The sequence below is a fragment of the Dyadobacter crusticola DSM 16708 genome (assembly GCF_000701505.1).
Lineage (GTDB): Bacteria > Bacteroidota > Bacteroidia > Cytophagales > Spirosomataceae > Dyadobacter > Dyadobacter crusticola.
Genome location: NZ_JNJB01000001.1, coordinates 59541 through 83020 on the forward strand (window position 1 = coordinate 59541; position 23480 = coordinate 83020).

17 protein-coding genes are annotated in these 23480 nt (G+C 46.6%); 11 read left to right on the plus strand and 6 right to left on the minus strand.

Features of this window, described 5'->3' with window-relative positions; genetic code table 11:
• The first annotated feature begins 223 nt into the window (after positions 1-223).
• The 4 genes from Q369_RS0100340 (at position 224) to radC (ending at position 4533) form a co-directional block, all read left to right on the plus strand.
• A complete protein-coding gene (locus tag Q369_RS0100340) occupies positions 224-1324 on the plus strand; it encodes a Nif3-like dinuclear metal center hexameric protein (RefSeq protein ID WP_031525488.1) in 1101 nt (366 codons plus the stop codon).
• A gap of 100 nt (positions 1325-1424) precedes the next feature.
• Positions 1425-2171, plus strand: a complete 747-nt coding sequence (locus Q369_RS0100345; protein WP_031525490.1) for a zinc ribbon domain-containing protein — start codon at positions 1425-1427, stop codon at positions 2169-2171.
• Positions 2172-2246: 75 nt separating this feature from the next.
• Positions 2247-3764: a tetratricopeptide repeat protein gene (locus tag Q369_RS0100350; RefSeq protein WP_031525491.1), complete on the plus strand. Its 1518-nt coding sequence runs from the start codon at positions 2247-2249 to the stop codon at positions 3762-3764.
• A gap of 61 nt (positions 3765-3825) precedes the next feature.
• Entirely contained in the window at positions 3826-4533 is a 708-nt protein-coding gene (radC, locus tag Q369_RS0100355; RefSeq protein WP_031525493.1) for a RadC family protein, read from the plus strand.
• A gap of 5 nt (positions 4534-4538) precedes the next feature.
• Here radC and Q369_RS0100360 read toward each other — a convergent pair whose 3' ends face one another.
• From Q369_RS0100360 to Q369_RS0100375, 4 genes are all read right to left on the minus strand, one after another.
• Positions 4539-5354, minus strand: coding sequence for a PdaC/RsiV family protein (locus Q369_RS0100360; RefSeq protein WP_051663853.1), 816 nt, complete (start codon positions 5352-5354; stop codon positions 4539-4541).
• 24 nt (positions 5355-5378) lie between these two features.
• Positions 5379-6113, minus strand: a complete 735-nt coding sequence (locus tag Q369_RS0100365) for a LytR/AlgR family response regulator transcription factor (RefSeq protein WP_031525497.1) — start codon at positions 6111-6113, stop codon at positions 5379-5381.
• Positions 6114-6166: 53 nt separating this feature from the next.
• A complete protein-coding gene (locus Q369_RS0100370; RefSeq protein WP_031525499.1) occupies positions 6167-7234 on the minus strand; it encodes a sensor histidine kinase in 1068 nt (355 codons plus the stop codon).
• Between the two features lie 104 nt (positions 7235-7338).
• Positions 7339-7983 (minus strand): histidine phosphatase family protein, encoded by a 645-nt coding sequence (locus tag Q369_RS0100375; protein ID WP_031525500.1) that lies wholly within the window; start codon positions 7981-7983, stop codon positions 7339-7341.
• An 85-nt stretch (positions 7984-8068) separates the two neighbouring features.
• On the opposite strand from Q369_RS0100375, the gene Q369_RS0100380 reads away from it, so the two are divergent.
• From Q369_RS0100380 to Q369_RS0100410, 7 genes are all read left to right on the plus strand, one after another.
• On the plus strand, positions 8069-8494 hold the full coding sequence (locus Q369_RS0100380; protein ID WP_031525502.1) for a hotdog fold thioesterase: 426 nt from the start codon (positions 8069-8071) through the stop codon (positions 8492-8494).
• A 51-nt stretch (positions 8495-8545) separates the two neighbouring features.
• Positions 8546-9796 carry a chorismate-binding protein gene (locus tag Q369_RS0100385; protein WP_031525504.1) on the plus strand — a complete coding sequence of 417 codons (1251 nt, stop codon included), beginning with the start codon at positions 8546-8548 and terminating at the stop codon, positions 9794-9796.
• A gap of 141 nt (positions 9797-9937) precedes the next feature.
• Positions 9938-11035, plus strand: coding sequence for an efflux RND transporter periplasmic adaptor subunit (locus tag Q369_RS0100390; protein ID WP_229206698.1), 1098 nt, complete (start codon positions 9938-9940; stop codon positions 11033-11035).
• A gap of 34 nt (positions 11036-11069) precedes the next feature.
• The gene (locus Q369_RS0100395; RefSeq protein ID WP_031525507.1) at positions 11070-14168 is read left to right on the plus strand and encodes an efflux RND transporter permease subunit; all 3099 of its coding nucleotides are present in this window, start codon (positions 11070-11072) and stop codon (positions 14166-14168) included.
• A gap of 35 nt (positions 14169-14203) precedes the next feature.
• Positions 14204-15535 (plus strand): TolC family protein, encoded by a 1332-nt coding sequence (locus Q369_RS0100400; protein WP_084165615.1) that lies wholly within the window; start codon positions 14204-14206, stop codon positions 15533-15535.
• Between the two features lie 209 nt (positions 15536-15744).
• The gene (locus Q369_RS0100405) at positions 15745-18150 is read left to right on the plus strand and encodes a TonB-dependent receptor (RefSeq protein ID WP_031525511.1); all 2406 of its coding nucleotides are present in this window, start codon (positions 15745-15747) and stop codon (positions 18148-18150) included.
• A gap of 48 nt (positions 18151-18198) precedes the next feature.
• Entirely contained in the window at positions 18199-19038 is an 840-nt protein-coding gene (locus Q369_RS0100410; RefSeq protein WP_031525513.1) for a CvfB family protein, read from the plus strand.
• Between the two features lie 21 nt (positions 19039-19059).
• Here the strand turns inward: Q369_RS0100410 and Q369_RS0100415 are convergent, their stop codons facing one another.
• Positions 19060-20376 (minus strand): amidohydrolase family protein, encoded by a 1317-nt coding sequence (locus Q369_RS0100415; RefSeq protein ID WP_051663854.1) that lies wholly within the window; start codon positions 20374-20376, stop codon positions 19060-19062.
• Positions 20377-20399: 23 nt separating this feature from the next.
• Positions 20400-23429, minus strand: coding sequence for an amidohydrolase family protein (locus Q369_RS0100420; protein WP_031525515.1), 3030 nt, complete (start codon positions 23427-23429; stop codon positions 20400-20402).
• Positions 23430-23480: the final 51 nt, after the last annotated feature.

Below are 23480 nucleotides of genomic sequence, written 5' to 3' on the forward strand. Positions count from 1 at the left end.
GACCCCATGCGTTCCACCTAACGTAGGCCGAGCATGTATTCTAACCAACTGAACTACCAAACCAGGCTATTTTCCAGTGCTTTTCTGAAAAACGTGGTGCAAAACTAGTATTATTATTATTGATTACAATAGCTGAGACACCAATTTAGTTATTTTATTTGTGAAAGAATAATCTTCAACAAAGGAAGATTCTGAGAATGAAATAGTTGTATTCAGAGCCAAAATGACCTACATAAAGGATATTATCCGGGAGCTGGAAAACCTGGCCCCTCTCTCATACCAGGAAGGATATGATAACGCCGGTTTGATCGTCGGATCACCGGAAGTAAAAGGGCGAGGTGTGCTGCTCACGCTTGATGTCACCGAGGAAGTGATTGACGAAGCGATATTGAAGCAATGCAACCTCATAGTAGCCCATCATCCCATCGTTTTCAAAGGACTAAAGAAGCTAAATGGGAATAACTATGTTGAGCGCACAGTTATTAAAGCCATTAAGAATGATATAGCTATTTATGCGACGCATACAAATCTCGATCATGTACCGGGGGGAGTGAACTGGCAAATCGCTGAAAGATTAGGGCTAACTGACCTGAAAGTACTTTCTCCCAAAGCCCAAATACTGACCAAGCTTGCATTCTTTACACCCGTTGCAAATACCCAGTCCATTCTTGACGCACTCTTCGCTGCAGGAGCCGGACAAATTGGCGACTATAAAAACTGCAGTTTCAGGGTAGAAGGCACCGGCACATTCATGCCGGGAGAACATGCAAATCCTGTTATTGGCAAAAACGGGCAGCTGGAAGAAGTAAATGAGCACCGGGTAGAAGTGATGTTCCCAACCTTTTTACAAACCAAAATACTGCAGGTACTTCGCCAAGTACATCCCTATGAGGAAGTAGCATACTACCTGACAACACTGGAAAACCTCAACCAGGAAGTTGGTGCAGGTGCTGTTGGCGCTCTGCCAGAGCCGATGCCGTTGCATGTTTTTTTAGGGTTTTTGAAAGACCGAATGCAGCTTCCGATGATCAAGTTCACGCCGACCAGCTCACATACGGTACAGAAAGTTGCGGTTTGTGGCGGTGCCGGAAGTTTCCTTTTAAAAGAGGCAATCCGGGCGAAGGCGGATGTATTTGTAACTGCCGACTATAAATATCACGAATTTTTCGACGCGGAGCGAAGGATAATGATCTGTGACATCGGCCACTACGAAAGTGAAGTATATACTAAAAATTTACTATATAACTATTTGTCCGGAAAATTCCCTAATTTTGCACTCTGTTTGTCAGAGGTCAATACCAATCCGGTTCGATATTTTGTATAGAAAGTAATTTCATCAAGAATATTGCCTGATTATTTGTTGAGAATCTACGGCTGACTGCCTTCACTTATTACGCATTGAAACAAGTCCATTAAAGACATACATGGAAAACACAATCGCACAGAAATTAGATGCTCTCCTGAAATTGCAGGAAATTGATTCAAGCCTTGACGAAATACTAAAAACACGCGGTGACCTTCCTGAAGAGGTGAGAGATCTGGAAGACGAGATTATCGGTTTTGAGACCCGTTTAGCGAAATTTAAAAGTGAGATTGCGAACCTTAACAATGAGATCGACAATTTCAAGAATGCACAAAAAGAAGGTGAAAAGCTGATCAAGAAATACAAAGATCAGCAAATGAACGTCCGCAACAACCGCGAGTACGATGCAATCACCAAGGAAGTTGAATTACAGGAGCTGGATATGCAGCTGGCTGACAAGAAAATCAACGAAGCCCGCGCCCGTATCCGTCTAATTGAAGAGGATGCAAACCGTGCTGAGTCTGTTTTGAACGAAAGAAATGAAGATCTGAAAGCTAAAAAAGGCGAGCTTTCGGTGATTACAAGCGAAAGCGAAGCGGAGGAAAAAGGGTTGATCGCGGAGAGAGAAAAACACGTTAAGAAAATCGAAGATCGCCTGCTTAAATCTTATCAGAAAATCCGTGACAACTCTATGAACGGACTTGCAGTAGTTCACGTATCACGTGGCGCCTGCGGAGGCTGTTTCAGCATTGTCCCTCCACAACGTCAGGCTGATATTCGCGAGCGCAAAAAGCTTATTGTTTGCGAACATTGTGGCCGTATTTTGGCTGACGTTGAAAGTGTAGAACCTGTTCACCAGCGTCGATAATAATCATTAAATAGATTTGAAAGGTTGTCTGTTCAGGCAACCTTTTTTTATGTCTTCTATGTACTTTTCCCAAAAATGCTGACCAAAACGAGGCAATGCTTTTTCAGTATTTTACTGCTGCTTCTCTTACTTTCAAACAACAATGGAAGGGCAGAGAATGCGACAATCGGGGTGGACTTTACTCCCAAACTTCAAAAAGCATATTTTGAGATCCAAAAATTGCGTTTGCCAAATGCACGTAAACTGATAGATTCGGAGCGGGCCGGTAACGTGGGCAATGCATTTATACCATACCTGGACAATTATGCAGATCTGCATTACCTGCTGATTTCGGAAGACCGGGCTTCTTACAAGAAGTTACTTGCATTGGAAAGCAGGCGGCTTGATATCATATCTAAATTACCTGATCAATCCCCTTATAAACGCTTTTTGTTAGCAGAAATAAGATTGCATTGGGCATTCGCCCGGTTGAAATTCGGCGACCAGATGAGCGGCGCATGGGAGATAATCAAAGCTTACAAACTACTGGATGAGAACCGGAAGAAATTCCCTGACTTCACTCCAACTTTAAAATCCCTTGGCTTGCTCCACGTATTGATCGGCTCGATACCCGACAACTACGCTTGGGTGACAAAGATACTCGGCTTGAAAGGCAACATACAGGCTGGAATCCGTGAGTTAAGGATGGTACAACGCGAGGAGCCTTTTTTTCGCCAGGAGGCGGAGCTGGTGGATTTACTATTACACGCTTACACGCTGAAACTTTCTCCGGAGCAACAAAAACGAATTCGCAAATGGCCGACAGAGCAGCCTGACAATCTCCTGCTACACTTTTTTGCTACTACCATTTTGATGAAAGAAAATCGAAGCGATGAAGCTTTCATCTTTCTGAATAATGCTCCCAGCAGTGAGGCTTATGTTGACTTTCCATTTCTGAAATATCTCAAAGGTGAGATAGAATTGCAGAGAGGCAATTATGATGCGGCGGCTGACTATTACATTTTATTCCAAAAGCAATATCGCGGCTTCAATTACATTAAAGATACTTATTTCAAACTTTTCATGTGTCGTTGGCTAGCCGGGAAAGATGCTGAGGCGAATGCATTTCTTAAAAAGATCAGTTCTTCGGGAGAAATGATCGTGGAAGCTGATCAGCTTGCGGAACGAACAGCCAAAGAATTTTTGGGAGGCAAAATCAGCGCGCAACAAAAAGTACTTTATCAGGCGCGCTACGCAACGGACGGCGGGTTTCTACCAAAAGCTTTTGCGATCATCCAGAATACTTCAGAAAACAGTTTTACAGTCATCCCCGAAAAGGCCGAGTTCAATTACAGAAAAGCCCGGATACTGCACAAAATGGAGCAAAATGCCGGCGCAATCCCCTATTACGAGCGCTGTCTGCTCCTAAGCCAGTCTGTGAGCCCTGGCATGGGCGCCTCCGCTGCATTGCAGCTAGGTTATATTTATCTTGAAAAACAGGACAAGCAAAAGGCAGGCAGCTACTTTAAAAAGGCGATGTCTTTCAAAAAACACGAGTATAAAAACAGCATTGATAACAAAGCGAGGGCTGCGTTGACAGAATTGGGACAATAAGTGTGTGACCGAATGAAATATCGAACGTCTAACAGATAAGTAGGTTCCGAATTTGATCCAAATGTCCAGAAAACGAAAGTCAGACAATCCAAGATGCATTCACAGCTGGTCCGAAGAAGACAAACCGCGTGAAAAACTGATGCTAAAAGGCCGCGCCGCCCTCACCGATGCAGAATTGATAGCCATTCTCATTTGCTCAGGTACCCCGGAAACATCCGCCGTTGACCTTGCAAAAATCATTATGGCCAGCGTCGGCAATAGCATACATGAACTTGCGAAGCTTGATTACAAGACATTCATGAAATACCGGGGAATGGGGAAAGCAAAAGCGATTTCCATTGTAGCAGCACTCGAACTTGGTCGCCGGAGAAGCGATATCATGCCAACGCGGAAAAGAAAGATCATGGGATCAGACTCAGTTTATGAAGAGATGAGGCAATACCTCCTGGATAAGCCGAATGAAGAGTTCTGGATCTTACTTCTGAATCGCGGAAACCAGGTAATGCGCGCTCTGCCGGTGAGCGTGGGCGGAGTTTCAGGAGTATCCGTTGATATCAAGCTGATTTTCAAACTGGCTGTGGATTACCTGGCAAGCGCAGTAATCCTCGTTCACAACCACCCGTCCGGGCAATTGATACCAAGCCACCAGGACAGAATGCTCACGACGCAGATCAAAGAGGCCGGGCTTTTGCTGGACATTCCGATCCTGGACCACATGATATTTACCGATAGCGGATTTTACAGCTTTCTGGATTCCGGGGAAATGTAGGACAGCTACATTACTTGCTTTCTCTTGACAATGTCACCCAGCTCTTCGTAGCTGATCGTGAACTGGATTGCTCCACGCGCATAGGCAGCTATTTCGTAGGGATTGTAGTAAAATAAAACACCCTTTGGCGTGAAAACGTAGTTGACCGGCAGTACAAACTGGTGATTCAGCAGAAAATAGCCTGCCTCTTCCAGATCAATATCGGAAGCAAGTTTCTCGGTTTTTCTGAAATGGCGTTCCACGAGCTGTAACAATGCAGCAGAGTCGGCGACAAACTTTTTCATTTCAACCTCCGCACCATCGGTTGCATCGAATGCATGAAACGAGCGAAAGGTATTAGGATGTGCGCCACCAGTAAATGAATAATGGTCTAGCTGGTAAAAAAGGATTTTAGAAGTAACCATCACAGTATCACCTTTCAAGCTTACTTCCCAGCAGCCGGGAGCATCGGGAAAATCCTTTTTGAAGTCATTGTAATTGCGCTGAAAAACATTGAATGCACCTTCAAGCGTTTTTCCAGCAGCCCGGTTCGCGGCGATGCTCGCTGAATCACCATGCTGGTTAACCCTATCAATCAGTTTGGCTGCGATATTATTTCGGATCTCAGAAGCAACTTCGCTGGAATCTGCCGGCTCCCACACTTCTACTTTCACACTTACACCCTGTCCATTCGCAGCGGTATCGCATTTCCCGAAAGCCGCCATTCGTATCTCGCCTTGCGAAAGTCCGTTTCGACCATCTGTGTTTTCGTTTTTAGCAGAAGGGTTACAGCTGTAAAGCAAAGCCGCTGCAAAGATTAGAATTAGAGCCTGTTTTTTCATGCGCAGTCCACGTCGGGGTTTATATTATAGACTCATTAATTCTTTAAAGCGGATCGCCTGACGGCGTGAAATCTCGATCTTATCGCCGCCTTGCAGTGTTACCAGCAAGCCGCCGCTGAACCATGGTTCAATTTTCTCAATCCAGCCCAGGTTAATGATATGCTTCCGGTTTGCCCGGAAATAAGTATTCGGGTCAAGTCTCTCTTCCAGGTTGTTGAGCGATTTCAGTACCAGTGGCTTCTGATCGTCAAAATGTAGTCGCACGTAATTGCCCATTGATTCAAACAAACGGATTTTACCCAACTTAACAAACCAACATTTTTCGCCATCTTTTACAAATACCTGGTCATTTCCGCTTAGTACTTTTTCGGCGCGCTCGTGGGCAGGAGCAGGCGCCTCTGGCTGTGCCTGATTTTCTTCAATCCTGTGAATGGTCTCTTTCAGTCGCTCGTTATCGATCGGTTTGAGCAAATAATCGAGTGCATTGTATTCAAATGCTTTGATCGCGTACTCATCATAAGCAGTTGTGAAAATCACCTCCGGGGTCTTGCCTTCAATGGACGATAGCAATTCAAATCCATTTCTGCCGGGCATTTGAATGTCAAGAAAAAGCAGCTCAGGCTGTAATTCGTCGATCAGCACCAGCGCCTCGTCTGCATTCGCGGCCTCGCCTACGATTTCAATTTTCGTATACGGTTCAAGCAAACGTTTCAATTCATTTCTCGCAAGACGCTCGTCATCAACAATCAGGGTTCTCATGGCAGATCAGTTAGGAATTAGTTATTTATTTGATAAAATTAGAACATTACTTCTCAGTTACCTGCTCCCGACTCCTGCCCCACCATCATCACGTTTTCCGACAGCATTGGAATTTTAACTTCTGAACAAACTACATTATTCTCGCATTGGTAAATCCGGAAAGTAGCCGCCTTGCCATAAAGAATAGAAAGCCGCTCAGCCGTATTTTTCAGACCGACCCCACCGGATTCAGTAGTCCCCAGGTTACCCGAATTGAAGATATTAATTGCGAGCACATCATTAACAATCTCGGCTTTAACGTCAATGAAACCACCGCCGACCTCTTTTGAAACTCCGTGCTTGATGCCGTTTTCCACCAGCGTTTGCAACATCATAGGCGGTACCTGCCAGTAAACAGCCTGCGCATTGGCATTGATGGTGTACTTCAGTCTGTCTTCATAACGCACCTTCTCGAGTTCGAGGTAATCCTCCACCGTGCGCAGCTCTTCCTGCAGGTCAACGGTTTTTCTTCTGTCTGCAAGCAGCGAGTTTCTTAAGATATTGGAAAGCTGAGTGATACTTAGCTGTGCTTTGGCTGGATCTTCGTAAACCAGCGCGCGGATACTGTTCAATGCATTAAATGTGAAATGCGGATTAAGCTGCGACCGGAGCACCTTCGCCTCAGCCTCCCGCGCAGACATTTTCAGCATGATCTTCTCGTAAGTCGCAAGCCGGTTCTGCTCCACATAATGGTAAACAGTATAGGAAAGTATCCAAGCCAGCAGGTTTTTACACCAGTTGGCATAGTAACTCCAGAAAACAAGCGGCTGATTCAGCAGGTTATGTTCCAGCATTTCCCTGTCCATTGGCTGGTTGATCATCGCCATAATCAGCCCGAGCCACAACACTGATCCTACCACCCGCAACGCGAGGCGCGGCAATGGAAGTGAGGACCAGTTCCATTTTCGGATAACCAGCCGGTAAACATGGGTAAGTACGATCCCAAGCAGAATATTGGCCAGGGCTGTGTAAAATTCACCGATTTCAAAACCATATTCGAGTACGTAAGGAATGTATTCGAACATGATCAGCAATGTCCATCCGAGGATCTGAAGAGTCCAGTAAATACGTTTTTTGGACATGTAATAGTAGCGCGTTGATTGCCCCGAAAATAACAAATGTATTTACACGGAATGTTGAAGACCGTATAAATACATCAAAGGAAACGAACCTACACAAACGGCTCTTACAAGGTTTGCGGAATTTCGAGGGAAAGCAGGTGCGTGATGTCGTTGGAAACTTCCAGTTCGAACTTCTGCGTATCGTAGGAATAATTGACTTTATAAAGACAAAGATTACTATGTTCGTAATCGTCCATTCTCACCAGCGGCTGATTGAAGAGCGTCGTAAGCAGGACACGCATTGCCCGTCCGTGCATTGCAATGAGGATATTACGCTCATGCGGCCGCGACAGGATCGTCTCGATCACCGGGATCTGGCGCTCTCTTACCTGAACGGGGCTCTCACCTTCTTCGGCTGCCAGCTCGATCTGACCATTGCGCCAGGCTGTTACCAGCTCTCTGTAATAGTTGTTATCACCCGTGTTAGGCTCCCGCCCCTCTCTGGCTCCCCAGGAGATTTCGTTGAGGCCTGAGTAACTTTCGTGGGGTATGCCCAGCTTGATGAACCCGCGGACGGTTTGGTGTGTTCGCTTTAAATCAGAAGTATATATTTTGTCAAAAGGAACATGTTGATAAGCATTGAAGAAAGCAGCTGCCTGGGCCTCTCCCCATTCGTTAAGCAAGGAGTCTACTCCGCTGCCTTGTACCACTCCTCTGCGATTGAAATCTGTTTCACCGTGACGAATGAGGTATATAGATTTTCTTTTCAAAGTAATAGGATTATTTAAATATTAATTTTGCAAATACCTTGTTTTTACTCCGCAAAGCACTAACAAATTTATACATTTTTTAGATATGTTTGTTAAAACCGTGTCAATAGAACAACTTAAATCGTTCAGCATTAACACCATTGCCGACCACCTCGGAATCGAGTTTACTGAAATCGGAACCGACTTTATAACTGCCCGAATGCCGGTAGACAGCCGCACGCACCAGCCATTTGGCATCTTGCACGGCGGTGCCTCGGTGGTACTTGCTGAAACCTTGGGTAGCATCGCTTCATTTCTAGCTCTACCCGAGGGCGACGACAGACAGGCGGTCGGTCTGGAGATCAATGCCAACCATTTGCGGCCCGTGAAAGAAGGTTTTGTAACAGGAAAGGTTACCTCAATCCATTTGGGGAAAACAACACACATCTGGGATATCAGGATTACAAATGACCAGAACAAGCTGGTATGCATCAGCAGGTTGACGGTCGCTATTGTGAATGCAAAACGCTGACTTTATTTTGCATCAAAATCAAATAAATTCGACTTATTCATTTCATTATAAATGCTTTCAGTAGAAACCCGCTCCTCACTTTCGATATTCGAAGGTTTACAAATTCAGCAGATATGGGCGGCTGCTACACAAATGGGATTCCCTTCCGCGCTTTGGCGGCTTCCTCACACCAGTGAAATCAAGCTGCTCATTTCTATTGGTAATGGAATAAAGAAGGTACAGCCGGAATTTGACAAGCTTCCCGCCGGATTTATGGTCGCCGGATTCGACTGGAAAACCGGGGAGGATGTACGGTTTTTGGAAGGCGATATTATCCTTTCATTCTCAGCAGAATACCGGGTCAATGGGGTTGAGAACAAACTGGGCGAAGAGCACATTGAAGTACAGAAACTGAGCAAGCTAGCATCCGCTTTAACCGAATACAAAGCTGATTATACCGCCAGCGGCCAGCTTCCCACATTAGAACCGGAGAAAAACGAATACGCAAAATTACGCTTCCAGCGCACCGTTGAACTTGCGGTTGCAGCGATCAGGCAAAACCAGTTTAAGAAAGTGGTTTTGTCAAGAACCAAAGACCTTAGCTACTCGGACCATTTCCAGCCTGCAAATGCATTCTGCGAACTATCTAAAATATACCCGCACGCGTTTGTCTCCCTCGTAAACCTTCCGGAAGAAAACGAGATCTGGCTGGGCGCAAGTCCCGAATTGCTCGTGCAGCAGCAGGCAAATGGCTTTTTCAAAACCATGTCGCTTGCCGGAACACAGAAAGCCCGGACACATTCAGGCGAGCTGATCCCGAGATATGATATCAGATGGGGCGAAAAGGAAATTGAAGAGCACGCGCTGGTCAGCCGGTACATTGTTGAGTGTTTCAAGAAAATCAGGCTTAGAGAATACCTGGAAACAGGACCTAAAACAGTACTTGCAGGAAATCTCTATCACCTTCGCACGGATTTTGAAGTAGATACTAACGCGGTTAACTTCCCTGAACTGGGGCCGGTTATGTTGAAACTGCTCCACCCTACTTCCGCAGTATGCGGCGTTCCCAAAGAACCAAGTCTTGAATTCCTTTTGAGTATCGAAGGCTATGACAGATCCTTTTACAGTGGGTTCCTCGGGCCTGTGCAGGTAGGAGAAAACACAAGCCTTTTTGTCAATCTCAGGAATGTAAGGTTTAAAAATGGCAAAGCGACATTCTTTGCGGGAGCGGGTATTACCGGGGACTCGATTCCTGAGCAAGAGTGGGAAGAAACGGAGCTAAAATGCGACACGCTGCTGAGGGTAATCGCTAAAACGCTATAATATATATTTTTCTAAATTAAACCTTTATAATACAGAAAAGTCTAATCGGTTTCAGATTTAATATATAATTTTGAAACTGTGCCAAAAGCATATTGCAGATCCGAAAAACTCCTAAACCTTAATTGCGGATTCTACCAACTTATGATGTCTAACAAAAAGCCTGTTTTTTCAGGCCGTTTTCGAATTACTCCCCTCTCTTTTCTAGCATTTTCGGGTACGCTCTTCATCGCTCTTTCCTGTGGTGAGAAAAAAGATACTTTTCAACAGAAAGGTAGCGGAGGCCCAACTATGGTTGATGTGATTATTGCCAAATCAGAAAAGGTTAGTGACCAGGTTGAAGTAAACGGTACCATCGTCGCCAATGAATTTGCAGAGCTCCGCCCCGAGGTAAGCGGGCTGCTCACTTACCTGGATGTTCCCGAAGGAAAAACTGTTCAGAAAGGAACTGTAATCGCAAGAATCAACAATGCAGACCTGATCGCGCAGCTTGATAAAATCAAGATCCAGCTTAACCTAGCCGAAACTACCGAGAAAAGATTAAAGCAATTGGTCGCGATCAATGGGATCAACCAGGCGGATTACGATCTTGCCTTGAACCAGGTCAACAGCTTTAAGGCAGATATGGTTTATACCCAGGCACTTATTGACAAGACAATCGTAAGAGCGCCATTTACGGGGGTGATAGGTTTGAGAAAAGTAAGCGCAGGTTCCTATGTGTCGCCTACAAGCGTGATCGCCACTATGCAGCAGCTTTCTAATCTCCGCATTGATTTTACAGTACCTGAAACCTACCAGAAATACGTCAGCAAAGGTCAGAACGTAGAAGTACTGCTTGATCAGGCTTCTAAGAAAAGGGAAACTGCAAGGGTAATCGCCACGGAACCGCAGGTCAACCAGTCGACACGAAATATAACCGTGCGGGCTGTTCTGAACTCAGGATCTACAAGTCCCGGCTCATTTGCAAAGGTTTATCTCAAAACAAATTCAAATAAAAGCAGCATACTGATCCCCACGAACAGTATCATACCTGAGGCCCAGGGGAAAAAGGCGGTTACTGTAAAAGGCGGCAAAGCTGTCTTTGTGACGGTAGAAACCGGCGACCGCCTGGCAGATGTAGTGGAAGTCACCAGCGGACTGAATGTTGGCGATTCGGTGGTAGTTTCGGGCGTATTGTTCGCCCGTCCCGATGCTCCTGTGAAAGTGAGAAGTGTAAGAAACCTGAAAGCTGCAACGATGTAACGTTTTACATTGACTATCCCTTGAAACCCACGGTATGAATATTTCGGAACTATCATTAAAGCGACCCGTACTTGCGGTCGTTATGAACCTGCTCATCATTCTGTTTGGTGTGGTAGGGTACAACTTCCTCTCGCTCCGCGACTACCCCGCCATTGATCCCCCGATCGTTAACGTGCGGACCAGCTACACCGGCGCGAATGCGGACATAATCGAAAGCCAGATTACCGAGCCGCTCGAAAAGAGTGTTAATGGTATTCCCGGTATCAAAAGTATCAGCTCTTCCAGCCAGATCGGTACTAGCAACATCACAGTTGAATTCAATCTTGAAGCAGATCTCGAAGGCGCAGCCAACGACGTACGCGACAAGGTAAGCCAGGCACAGCGCAATTTGCCGCAGGATATTGACGCGCCTCCGGTCGTAAGCAAAGCCGACGCAAACAGTGACTTTATCCTGCTGCTCGCCGTACAGAGTCCATCAAAGGGACTTCTGGAGTTGAGCGAATATGCCGAAAATGTACTGCAGCAAAGTTTACAAACGATCGACGGGGTAAGTGCCATTAATATTTTTGGTCAAAAAAGGTACGCAATGCGCATCTGGCTGGACCCGGACAAGATGAGCGCATACAACGTTTCATTCAATGACATTTCAAATACCCTTGCGGCCGAGAACGTAGAGCTGCCTGCGGGTAAGATTTACGGGAGTAAGACGGAGCTTACCATTCGTACAATGGGCCGGCTTACCAGCGAGAAGGACTTCAATGATCTTGTCATTAAAAACGACAGCTCGGGCCTCGTGCGGCTGGGTAATGTGGCGAAAGCGGAGCTTGGTCCGGAAAACGAAGAGCAAAGCTGGAAGTACAATGGAGTTTATTCCGTGGGTTTGGCCGTAATTCCGCAGCCAGGTGCCAACTACGTGAAAATATCCGATGAGTTTAACAAAAGATTGGAAGAAATACAGAAGTCAAACAAATCTGATATTACGTTCAGCGTTTTGATTGACAACACGCGGCTGGTTCGGCAATCCATTGAGGAAGTGGAAGAAACGCTCTTCATTGCATTCGCGCTCGTTGTGATCGTAATCCTGTTCTTCTTCCGGAACTTCCTGGTGGCCGTTCGCCCGCTGATTGATATTCCCATTTCGCTGGTAGCGACATTCTTTGTCATGTACCTGTTCGGGTTTTCCATCAACATTCTCACCTTGCTTGGAATTGTACTGGCGACAGGTCTGGTGGTTGACGATGGTATCGTGGTCACGGAAAACATTTTCCGAAAGCTTGAAAGCGGGCTTCCCATTCGCCAGGCAGCTCTGGAAGGTAGCCGCGAGATTTTCTTCGCTGTTATTTCAACATCTCTGACACTCGCGGTCGTGTTCCTTCCGGTAATCTTCCTCGAAGGTTTCGTCGGTAGCCTCTTCCGGGAATTTGGTATTGTAGTAGCATCTGCGGTATTGATTTCTGCATTCGTTTCACTAACGATCACACCGGTACTTAACGTTTTTCTCAACAGAAAGAACTCGGGGCACGGCTGGTTTTACAACAAAACGGAACCGTTTTTCGAGGGAATGGAAAATGGCTACAATCGCGGCCTGAGAGGTTTCATGAAAGCGCGCTGGCTTTCGTGGGTGCTCGTGCTTGTCTGCGGAGTTATGATCTGGTTTACCTATTCCAATTTACAAAGTGAGCTTGCTCCAATGGAGGATAGAAATAGTATCCGTTTCAATCTCTCCGCTCCGGAAGGTACCAGCTTTGATCAAATGCAGCAGATTTCTGATGATCTCGGCAATTTCCTGAACGATTCAATCCCTGAAAAAGCATTTACATTCTCTGCCACGCCAGGATTCGGCGGCGGCGGCGTAAACAGTGCCACCGCCCGAATCGGTCTGGTACCTTCCGGAGAACGGAGAAGGAGCCAGAATGAGATTGCGCAGGATATTAATAAGAAACTCTCCCGTTTCAACGACGCCCGGATTTTCGGCACTCAGGAACAGACAATTTCAGTGGGTATAGGGTCGAGAGGATCGCTGCCGGTGCAGTTTGTTCTGCAAAACCTTAACTTCGACAAACTCTACGACGTCCTACCTAAGTTCCTGGACGAAGCGCGGCAAGACCCTACTTTCCAGAATGTCGATGTCAACCTGAAATTCAATAAGCCTGAAATAAGACTAACAATCGACCGCCTTAAAGCGCGCGACCTGGGACTTTCAACTACCGACGTGGCCGCTACCATCCAATCTGCATTCAGCGGTCGCCGGCTTGCCTATTTTATCATGAATGGGCAGCAGTACCAGGTAATCGGCCAGGTAGAAAAATCGGAACGTAACAGACCGGCTGACATTTCAAAACTGTATGTAAGAAATAACCGTGGCGAGAACATACCGCTGACTGCCGTCGTCCAGATGCAGGAAGAAAGCGGGCCGCCGACAATTTATCACTACAACCGCTATAAAAGCGCCACGATTTCCGCCTCTTTGGTAGAAGGAAAGACGATCGGCGACGGCGTAGAAGCAATGCGAAGAATCGGGGACAAGCTACTCGACGAGTCTTTCCAAACCTCATTGACAGGTCCGTCACGTGACTTTGAAGAAAGCTCTTCAAACACCAGTTTTGCATTTGGACTTGCTCTTTTGCTCGTATACTTGGTATTGGCCGGACAGTTTGAAAGCTTTACCGATCCATTTATTATTATGATCACCGTGCCGCTCGCATTAGCAGGTGCATTGCTCAGCCTTTATTTATTTGGATTAACGATCAATATCTTCTCTCAAATCGGAATGATCATGTTGATCGGTCTGGTGACGAAAAATGGTATCCTGATTGTTGAATTTGCAAATCAGAAGCGAGAACAGGGAATGGACAGGATGTCGGCCGCCATTGAATCTGCTACGCAGCGCCTGAGACCTATCCTGATGACCAGTCTTGCAACTGCTTTCGGTGCATTGCCTATCGCATTGAGTCTCGGAGCAGCGGCCACGAGCCGGGTTCCGTTGGGGGTTGTGATTGTGGGTGGACTGATGTTCTCCCTAATCCTTACATTGTTCGTAATCCCGGCGATTTACACATTCATATCACCTAAAAAACATAAAAAGACAGAAGAAGAGAAAATGGCGGAAGAGCTGTCAGTAACTACCCATTGATTTTCCTGTTTATCTAAATCCAATATTGTTCTTGCATGAACCCGCTCGCGATCTTTAATCTTAAAAACTACCTGCTCGTTTTTCTTTTGTTTTGTGGAAGCAATGCTTTTTGTTTTCAGGCAACTGACAGTTTGACCCTCACCCTGGATGAAGCGATTGCAACAGCGTTGAAGAACAGCTATGAAATAGAGATCGCGAAGAATAATGTTGAAGTGAACACGGTGCTCAACCACTACGGCGTGGCAGGTGGCCTGCCGCTTGTAGCCGCCAATGCATCCAATACCGAGCAGATTACCCAAGTAAACCAAAAGCTCAACAACGGTACCGAGATCAACAGAAATGCAGCAGCTGGTAACAATACCCAGGCGAACGTTTCTGCGAGCATTATCCTGTATAATGGGAAGAGGATCGTTTCAACCAAGAAACGCCTTGCTGAACTGCAATACCAAAGTAGCGAGCTCCTTAACTCACAGATTCAGAATACGATCGCATTGGTGATGACCAGCTACTATGATGTTGTCCGCCAGCTGAGCTACCTCAACACAGTCCGCACTTCCATTCAGGCTTCTGAAAAAAGGCTGGAAATTTTAAAGGTGAGAAAAGAAGCGGGAATGGCGAACAATGCGGATCTTTTCCAAGCGCAAATCGATCTTAATACATTAAACCAAACATTCCTGGATCAGCTGATGGTAGCCCAGGTCGCCAAAGCGGAGCTGCTTCGCATCCTGACGTTGGACCCGAAATCCGCACTTACATTAAGAGATACGATTACGGTCGACACCAACCTCAAACTTGACGCAATCATTGATCGCGTGACAGCCAATGCAGATGTAAAAGCAGCCGATCACCAGATCAGGATCAATGAGCTGATCGTTAGAGAAACAGCCGCTTTGCGCTACCCTACCGTGCGTTTTAACACAGCTTACAACTATTCCCGCAACCAGACAGCAGCGGGTTTTACATTGCTCAACCAGACATTGGGTCCACAGGCCGGCGTAACGCTGAGTATCCCGATTTACAATGGATCTGCATTCAAAAGGCAACAGCAGGCAGCGGAAATCAATACTTCAAGCGCAAAAATCCAGCGAAACGCATTGGTGCGCGACTACAATGCAGGTGCGGTGAAAATGTACCAGACCTACGTCAGCTCGCTTCAACAATTACAGACGCAAAAGCAGAATTATGAATTGAGCAGGCAATTGCTTGATCTTACTTTACAGCGTTTTGAACTGATACAGGCGACGATTATCGATGTGCGGGAAGCACAAAGAAGCTTTGAAGATGCGGGCTATCGCCTTATCAACCTGAACTACGCTGCAAAAGCTGCTGAAATTGAGCTGAAAAGACTTAGCAACACGCTGGAATAACATCCCGAATATTCCTGAATTTCCTTTTTCCGCCAGCTTCCCCGGCCCGCGGAAAAATACTAATATCCTCTGGAACAGCTTTTTGTCAATAACTTTTAACAGAGATTAAATTTCTGTTAAACCTCCACCGGCTTTTGCCATCTAAAACATTCATCACCTTCAATGTATGGCGGCAGCTAAACGACAGCTGTGGCATTAACAACTTCGATATGCAAAAATCATTGCTTCTGTTTTTGTTGCTAACCACGCTTTCAACCTCGCTTTATGCGCAGGAAGAGCCAGCCGCCTTTACAATTACGGGCAAGCTGCTCGACGCCGAAAAGAAGCCCGTTCCCTTCGCGAACGTCGCATTGTACGGAACCAAGGATTCTACGCTGATCGGCGGCGGTACTTCTGATGAAGTAGGTACGTTTTCGATCTCGGCAGATCCGGGGAATTATTTCATCAAAATCACTTTTCTGTCTTTGCGTGAGAAGGTTATACCCAATATTAATGTCGCTTCCGCAAATGTGAATGTAGGTGCGATCGCGATGGTGTCTGATGCGAGGGAGCTGCAGGAGCTGGTCGTGCGCGGGGAGAAAAGCCAGATGGAGCTGCAACTCGACAAGCGGGTTTTTAATGTAGGTAAAGACCTCAGCAACATCGGCAGCAATGCATCTGACATCCTCAACAATATGCCTTCGGTAACGGTAGATGTCGAAGGGAATGTGGCACTTCGGGGCAGCCAGAATGTAAGGATACTGATCGACGGGAAGCAGTCGGGAATGGTAGGACTTAATCCTGCCGAAGCATTGCGGCAAATACCTGGCGACCTGATCGAAAGCATTGAAATTATTACGAATCCCTCGTCCCGCTACGATGCAGAAGGTGAAGTTGGTATTTTGAACATCGTCATGAAGAAAAATATCCGGTATGGTCTGAATGGATCATTCACGGGAACTGCGGGATATCCTTCCAATTTCGGAGGCTCTTTCAACCTCAACTACCGACGCAAAAAAGTCAACTTCATCGCCAATTATGGACTAATGTACCGCGAAGGTCCGGGAAGAGGTAATTCCCGGCAGACCTACACTGGCGCAGATACCAGCTTTGTGTACGAATCCAACACAAACCGCACCAGGTCGGGCTACTCAAACAATGTGATGGTTGGTCTCGATTATTTTATTAATAACTACAATACAGTTACCGGAACTGTCTCTTACCGTAATTCTCAGAACGACAACAGATCCAGGCTGGAATACCGGGATTTTGATTTCAACAATGTGCTCACACGAACTGTGGTGAGGGATGAACGTGAGACGGAACCCCGCCAGAATCTGGAAGCTGCATTGAGCTATAAAAAGACCTTCGAGCGAAAGGGACAAAGTCTGTCATTCGATGCCAAGTACATTCTCAGCGATGAAACCGAATCTGCCAAATACAACGAATTTGCAACCAACAACGGCGCCGGGATCGTGCAACGCTCATTCAACACCGAAGATGAGAAGAATTTTCTGGCACAGCTCGACTACATTCATCCGTTTTCCAAAGACGGCAAAATAGAAGCGGGACTGAAAACTTCAATCAGACTGCTGGATAACGACTTTTCGGTACATCAGCAAAACGAGGCGATGAACTGGATCATCCTGCCCGATTTTGACAATCGCCTGGCCTACGACGAGAAAATCCATGCAGGATATATCATGGCGAGTAATCAGTTTGGAAAAGTGTTCGTTCAGGCAGGATTACGCGGCGAATACACCGATATCCTGACTGAACTTAAGAAGACTGCATTAACAAACCACCGGGAGTATTTCAATCTTTTTCCAAGCCTGCACCTATCCTACAAGCTGCAGGAGGCACAAACGCTGCAACTCAGCTACAGTTACCGGCTAAGCCGGCCAGGCTTCCGTGATCTGCTCCCATTCTCTAACTTTAGTGACTCGCGCGTGTTCCGGGCCGGGAATCCATTGCTGAATCCGGAATTTACGCATTCATTCGAAGCCGGTCATTTGATGAATATGGAAAAAGGCTCCTTGCTATCCAGTGTCTATTACCGGCACCGGCTTGGCGTGGTTGAAAATATCACTTCCGTGGATTCGACAGGTTTTACCACCATCACTCCGATTAACCTTTCTACGGGCGATTCTTATGGGTTTGAATTCAACCTGACCTACGATCCGGCTCCCTGGTGGAAACTTACGGCGAATGCGAATATCTTCCGCGCCATGAACCAGGGTTATTACAATGACAAACTTTACCAGAGCGATACTTATTCATGGACAAGCCGCCTTTCCTCTCGCTTTACGCTTTTCAAATCGGTTGATTTACAAGCTTCCGGTAATTACCGCGCGCCGCGCCGGACCACGCAGGGGAAAGATCTCTCAGTCTACTTCATTGACCTCGGATTGTCCAAAGATATACTTAAAGGCCGCGGTACCATTACTGGAAGCGTGCGCGACGTGTTTAATACCAATAAGCGCAGAAGCATCGTGGAAAATGCAGGTTACTACTCCCGGAACGAATTTCAATGGCGGCCACGCCAGTTCCTGGTAACGCTGTCGTACCGGCTGAACCGCTCCAAAGAAAGACAGTCAATGGAGGGTAAAGGCGAAGGCGGCGGCGAGGAAGACTGATAGTCGTGCCGAAAACATTACCTTTGCACCTCACAATGACGATAGATAATGCTTTTTATAGGAAAATACAATCAGCTGACCATTGAAAGAGTAACAAGTGTAGGCATGTTCCTGAGCGACGTGGAAGGTGAAGAAGTGCTATTGCCAAACCAGTACCTTACAGACGAAATGCAGGTGGGCGATACGATCCGCGTGTTTGTTTACCTTGACTCAGAAGACAGGCCGGTTGCCACTACCCAAACCCCGAAGATCATCCGGAACGAGTTTGCGTACCTGGAAGTAAAAGATGTTTCAGAATACGGTGCTTTTATGGATTGGGGTTTGATCAAAGACCTGTTTGTTCCATTCCGGGAGCAGACCAAGCCAATGGAGATTGGAGAATGGCACGTGGTATTCTTATATCTGGATCAAAAAAGCAACCGGTTACTTGCTTCTACCAAAATCGATAAGTTCCTCGATAATGAGCGCCTGACCGTTAAGGAAGGCGATGAAGTGGATTTGCTGATTTTCCAGAAAACAGACCTGGGCTATAATGCGATTGTCAATCAGTATCACAAAGGATTGATCTACGGCAATGAAGTTTTCCGTGACCTGCAAATAGGTGACAGCCTGAAAGGTTATGTGAAGAAAATCCGCGAGGAAAATAAGCTGGATATCAGTCTGCAAAAAAGTGTTACCGAGATCATTGAACCTGCCGGCAAACTCATTTTCGATCTTGTAAAAAAAGAAGGCGGTTTCCTCAATTTGTCAGACAACAGCTCACCTGAGGAAATCTATAAAAGGTTGCAGATCAGCAAGAAAGTATTCAAAAAAGCAATCGGCGGTCTCTACAGGCAAGGCCTGATCAAGATCGCCGATGATGGTATTTATATGATTAGTGTTGATTGATCTGTCTAAGTACGGAAAGATCTACTTCTTTCCGTACTTCGCCTTGTACTTCTCGTAAAGCCGCTTTTGTTTATCGTCGAGATTCACTTTACCTCCTTTCACAAACACCATCCCGACAACATTACCGCGCATATCCAGAATATCACCCTCTGAAACGATCAGAGAAGCGTGTTTGCCTTTTTCAAGCGTACCTACTTCCCGTTCTGCACCGATAATCTCTGCAGCGTTTTTAGTAACAAATTGAAGTGCTTCCTCAAGTGTCACATCACCAAAGCCGGAAGAAGTACCCGCCAGAAAAGCCAGGTTCCGGGTTCTCCACCATTCATCGGCATAGGTTATTGCGACTTTCACCCCGGCTTTATGCAGCAGTCCAGGGAGCTCGTAAGGCATATATACACCCTCATCAACACGACCGGGAAGCCGGTGGGTCGGATTCAAAATAACCGGTACCTGATTTTCTTTCAGGAATGCGGCTACCTTGTAAGACTCATTTCCACCTACAATTACGATTCTTTTGATATCAAATTCTTTCGCAAGCTTTACGGCTTCAATAATGTCTTTGGCATAGTCTGCACGAATGTACAAATTCGTAGTACCGGCAAAAACCGGCTTCAATGCAGCCAGACGCAGATTTACAGAAGCGGGTTCAGCAATCTCATGATATCCCTTTGCCTCCGAAAAAGTAGCCTTAATCAGGTCGATTACCTCCTGGCGTTTGTCATTTCTTTTGGTAGAAATTGAGAAATCATCGTAGTTGAAGCTGCTTGCCAGGAAAGGTGGCCAGCTTAGCCAGATACCATCGTCCTTTTTTAAAACTGCATCCTCCCAATTCCACCCATCGCTGTAAAACACAGAAGAAGAGCCGGATATTACCCCACTCTGAGGAACCGACTGCGAAACGAGAATTCCATTCCCGCGCAAAGTAGGGATCACTTCTGAATCGGTATTATAAGCGACTAATGCACGCACATGCGGGTTGATCTCTCCTACTTCCGCAAAATCCAGTGTGGCCCGCACTGATGCGACTTCCTGCAAACCGACCGTGGTGTTAAGCGAGATTATTCCCGGGAAAATATGTTTGCCTTTTACCTCAACTGTTTCTGCGCCCGATGCAGCCGGGTTAGAACCCGCTGCACCTACGTAGGTAATGATCCCTTTTTCGAATGCGATTACGCCGTTTTGAATCACCTGCCCATTTCCGACGTGGATCGTCGCGCCTGTGAGTACCGTCGGTTTGGTTTGTGGCAATGCGGGTGCCGGGTTCTGAGCAATGGCCGGGGAAATTGCTGCCAGCGCGATCAGCGTATTGATTGTTCCTGTTAATATTTTTTGAATCATGATTTCGATGATTAACGGAGTGATTACCTGGTTTCTTCGTGCTCTGTGTGCACACCTACTATGTCTTCGCAATGCCACATTTTTGGCTGTGTCGCTTGCGGTTTCTGTGTAGGTTTTCCTTCCGATTTATCACTCAGCATCTTTTGGATCAACTTTTCTCTTTCGAGCTGCATCGACTTCTGCTTCTCCTCATCTTTCTTACGGTCAAAGTACACAGCTCCTTCAATCATCGTAAACTCGGGGCGGGCGTAAATGGAGAGCGGGTGCGCATTCCAAAGTACCAGGTCCGCATCTTTTCCAGCTTTGATACTGCCCATTCTATTATCAACGTGCAGTAATTTGGCAGGATTAAGTGTTACCATTTTCCAGGCTTCTTCTTCAGGAACTCCACCGTATTCCACTGTCTTGGCAGCTTCCTGATTAAGGCGGCGGGCCATTTCCGCGTCATCTGAGTTAATGGCCACTGTTACTCCTTCGTGGTACATCAATGCCGCATTGTAAGGTATCGCCTCTTTCACCTCCATTTTGTACGCCCACCAGTCCGCAAAAGTAGAACCGCCGATTCCGCGCTTCGCCATTCCGTCAGCCAGCTTGTAACCTTCCAGAATGTGGGTAAATGTATTGATCTTGAATTTCAAAGAATCCGCTACATGCATGAGCATATTGATCTCCGACTGTACATAGGAGTGACAGGTAATAAAGCGCTGGTTGTCCAGAATTTCAGCCAGTGCATCCAGCTCAATGTCCCTTCTCGGCGCATTGGCAGCTACTTTCTTGGAGGTACCATTAAATGATTTCCAGCTTTTGGCATATTCCTTGGCCCGCAGGAAGTGATCAAAATATACCTGCTCCACGCCCATTCTGGTTTGAGGGAAACGAACCCGCGCCACATCGCCCCAGTTGGACTGCTTCACATTCTCTCCCAATGCAAACTTGATCGTTTTCACATCTGGCAAGAGCATTTCCGACTGGCTTGCGCCCCATTTCAGCTTGATCATCGCACTTTGTCCGCCAATCGAATTCGCAGAACCGTGAAGCAGCTGAGACGCGGTAACCCCGCCTGCGAGCTGGCGGTAAATATTGACATCATCAGGATTGATCACGTCGCTCATTCTCACTTCCGCCGAGCTGGTTTGTCCGCCCTCATTGATCGTAAACAATGCGATATGTGAATGCTCATCGATAATGCCGCTCGTCAAATGCTTGCCGGCACCATCAATGGTCTTCGCTCCCGAAGGTGCACTCAGCGCTTTGCCGACTTTCGTGATCTTTCCATTCTGTACAATTACATCCGAGTTTTGCAGGATACCTTCTTTCTCATTGGTCCAAACGGTTGCATTTTTGATCAATACCGTCTCTGCTTTTGGCAATTCTTCATTTCCAAAACCCACAAATGGATATACGACCGGACCAGTCTCTTTCACTTTCGCTATTGCAGTGTCAGCCGCTGCTACCTGCTGGAACTTCTCGGTAAGCGTGGCAGACCAGGGTACCACAGCACCCGTCGGCAGTACACCTTCTCCCGACAGTCCGGTTCCGTTGCGCCAGCCTGTCAACCGGGTTGTTCCCGGCACGTTCTTGTCAGCCTGGTAAGTCAGGGTGAGCAATTCGTTTGATAAAATAGCCTTGGGCGTGATTTTCGCGGAATCCTGAACAACTACTTTGTACTCCGGCTTATCTGTCGAGCCGCTGATCTGCAATTTGCCGGCAGGCTGATTATTGATCGACAAGGAATAAGTACCCCTGATATCCGGCGCATTGATAGGCGCTATGACAAATTTCTTTCCCTGGATCCAGTTTTCATAAATCACGTTATCCTTACCGAACAGGTCGCCAGAGGTGATGATGAAATTGGCGAGCATACCCGGTTTAAGACTGCCGATCTGGTTTTCAGCTTTGATCAGCGCCGCGGGCAAAGTAGTCACTGCTTCCAGTGCTTTTTCTTTTGACAAGCCGTATTCGATCGCTGTTCTGATGTTTTTCAAGAAATCAGCCTTATTCTTCAACCCGGCCGAAGTAAATGCAAATGGTATCCCGGCTTTCGCCACCTCCGAAGGATTTTTCGGCGCCATTTCCCAATGTTTCAGTTGCGACATACTAATCACATCTGCATCCCAGGGATCAGCTACATCGTAAGCTTCGGGAAACTGCAGTGGCAGAATGAGCGTCGCCTTCGTTGCCTTAATCTCATTAATGCGCTGGTACTCATCTCCACCACCTTTGATGATATACTGAACCCCAAATTCATCTCCGACCTTGTCTGCGCGGAGTACGCTGTATTTATCGCCAGTCTCAAAGAATGAGGGCAAATTTTTGATCTGGTTGAAAGCTTCCAGTGATAGATTTGCTTCTTTCGCCTTCGGCGTTCTGGCGTACCATTCTGCATCGTAGTAGTTCTGTCTCAAAAGCGCTACCACCCCCATTGTCGACGAAGGGTAGGTCTGCGACGAGGAACCTTTACTGAAAGAAAAATGCGCAGAGGCTTTGCGGTTCAGAAGCGCTTTGTTGGCAGGTTCGTCAGTCAATGTAACTACCGTGCCATTGCCGCGCACAATGCCGTCGTGCGGGTGAACCAACACGGTACCAAATCCGATTTTACGCAGATCCGCTGCTTTCTTGGAATCCGGAGTAAAGATAAGACTTGCATCATTTTCAGCCTGAATCGCCTGGTTCCAGCCAAAAGCGCCTTTTTTATTGGATTCCAGCTGGGGTGTTTGTCTTCCCCCTGATGGTCGCTCTCTTTTCACCTCCGGCATTCCGTAATCCGAGTCGAGGTCGATCAATGAAGGATAAATGTATTTTCCTTTTAAATCAATGGTAACAGCTCCCGCGGGTAATTTCACCTGCTTTCCTGCGTGGACGATCTTACCATTCTCGATCAGCAGCGTGCCATTTTCGATGGTGGTTTTAGGATCAACTACGATAGTTGCATTGGTAAAAGCAAAACGGCCGGGTCGCTCATCATAGGCGCCGTTCTGCGGGAATGTTTCTTGTGCTTGACAATAAAAGCTGATAATCAGCCCTGTCAGTAAGGTTGATAATGGTTTAAACATAAAATAATTGGGGTCTGTTCAACTTTACAATATACAATGAAAATCAACAAA

What these genes read in the sequence shown, in the direction of transcription:
- Q369_RS0100385 (WP_031525504.1), top strand. Translation starts at nt 8,546, where the DNA reads ATGCTTTCAGTAGAAACCCGCTCCTCACTTTCGATATTCGAAGGTTTA.
- radC (WP_031525493.1), top strand. Translation starts at nt 3,826, where the DNA reads ATGTCCAGAAAACGAAAGTCAGACAATCCAAGATGCATTCACAGCTGG.
- Q369_RS0100345 (WP_031525490.1), top strand. Translation starts at nt 1,425, where the DNA reads ATGGAAAACACAATCGCACAGAAATTAGATGCTCTCCTGAAATTGCAG.
- Q369_RS0100370 (WP_031525499.1), bottom strand. Translation starts at nt 7,234, where the DNA reads ATGTCCAAAAAACGTATTTACTGGACTCTTCAGATCCTCGGATGGACA.
- Q369_RS0100365 (WP_031525497.1), bottom strand. Translation starts at nt 6,113, where the DNA reads ATGAGAACCCTGATTGTTGATGACGAGCGTCTTGCGAGAAATGAATTG.
- Q369_RS0100405 (WP_031525511.1), top strand. Translation starts at nt 15,745, where the DNA reads ATGCAAAAATCATTGCTTCTGTTTTTGTTGCTAACCACGCTTTCAACC.
- Q369_RS0100410 (WP_031525513.1), top strand. Translation starts at nt 18,199, where the DNA reads ATGCTTTTTATAGGAAAATACAATCAGCTGACCATTGAAAGAGTAACA.
- Q369_RS0100340 (WP_031525488.1), top strand. Translation starts at nt 224, where the DNA reads ATGACCTACATAAAGGATATTATCCGGGAGCTGGAAAACCTGGCCCCT.
- Q369_RS0100350 (WP_031525491.1), top strand. Translation starts at nt 2,247, where the DNA reads ATGCTGACCAAAACGAGGCAATGCTTTTTCAGTATTTTACTGCTGCTT.
- Q369_RS0100390 (WP_229206698.1), top strand. Translation starts at nt 9,938, where the DNA reads ATGATGTCTAACAAAAAGCCTGTTTTTTCAGGCCGTTTTCGAATTACT.
- Q369_RS0100420 (WP_031525515.1), bottom strand. Translation starts at nt 23,429, where the DNA reads ATGTTTAAACCATTATCAACCTTACTGACAGGGCTGATTATCAGCTTT.
- Q369_RS0100360 (WP_051663853.1), bottom strand. Translation starts at nt 5,354, where the DNA reads ATGAAAAAACAGGCTCTAATTCTAATCTTTGCAGCGGCTTTGCTTTAC.
- Q369_RS0100400 (WP_084165615.1), top strand. Translation starts at nt 14,204, where the DNA reads ATGAACCCGCTCGCGATCTTTAATCTTAAAAACTACCTGCTCGTTTTT.
- Q369_RS0100380 (WP_031525502.1), top strand. Translation starts at nt 8,069, where the DNA reads ATGTTTGTTAAAACCGTGTCAATAGAACAACTTAAATCGTTCAGCATT.
- Q369_RS0100415 (WP_051663854.1), bottom strand. Translation starts at nt 20,376, where the DNA reads ATGATTCAAAAAATATTAACAGGAACAATCAATACGCTGATCGCGCTG.
- Q369_RS0100395 (WP_031525507.1), top strand. Translation starts at nt 11,070, where the DNA reads ATGAATATTTCGGAACTATCATTAAAGCGACCCGTACTTGCGGTCGTT.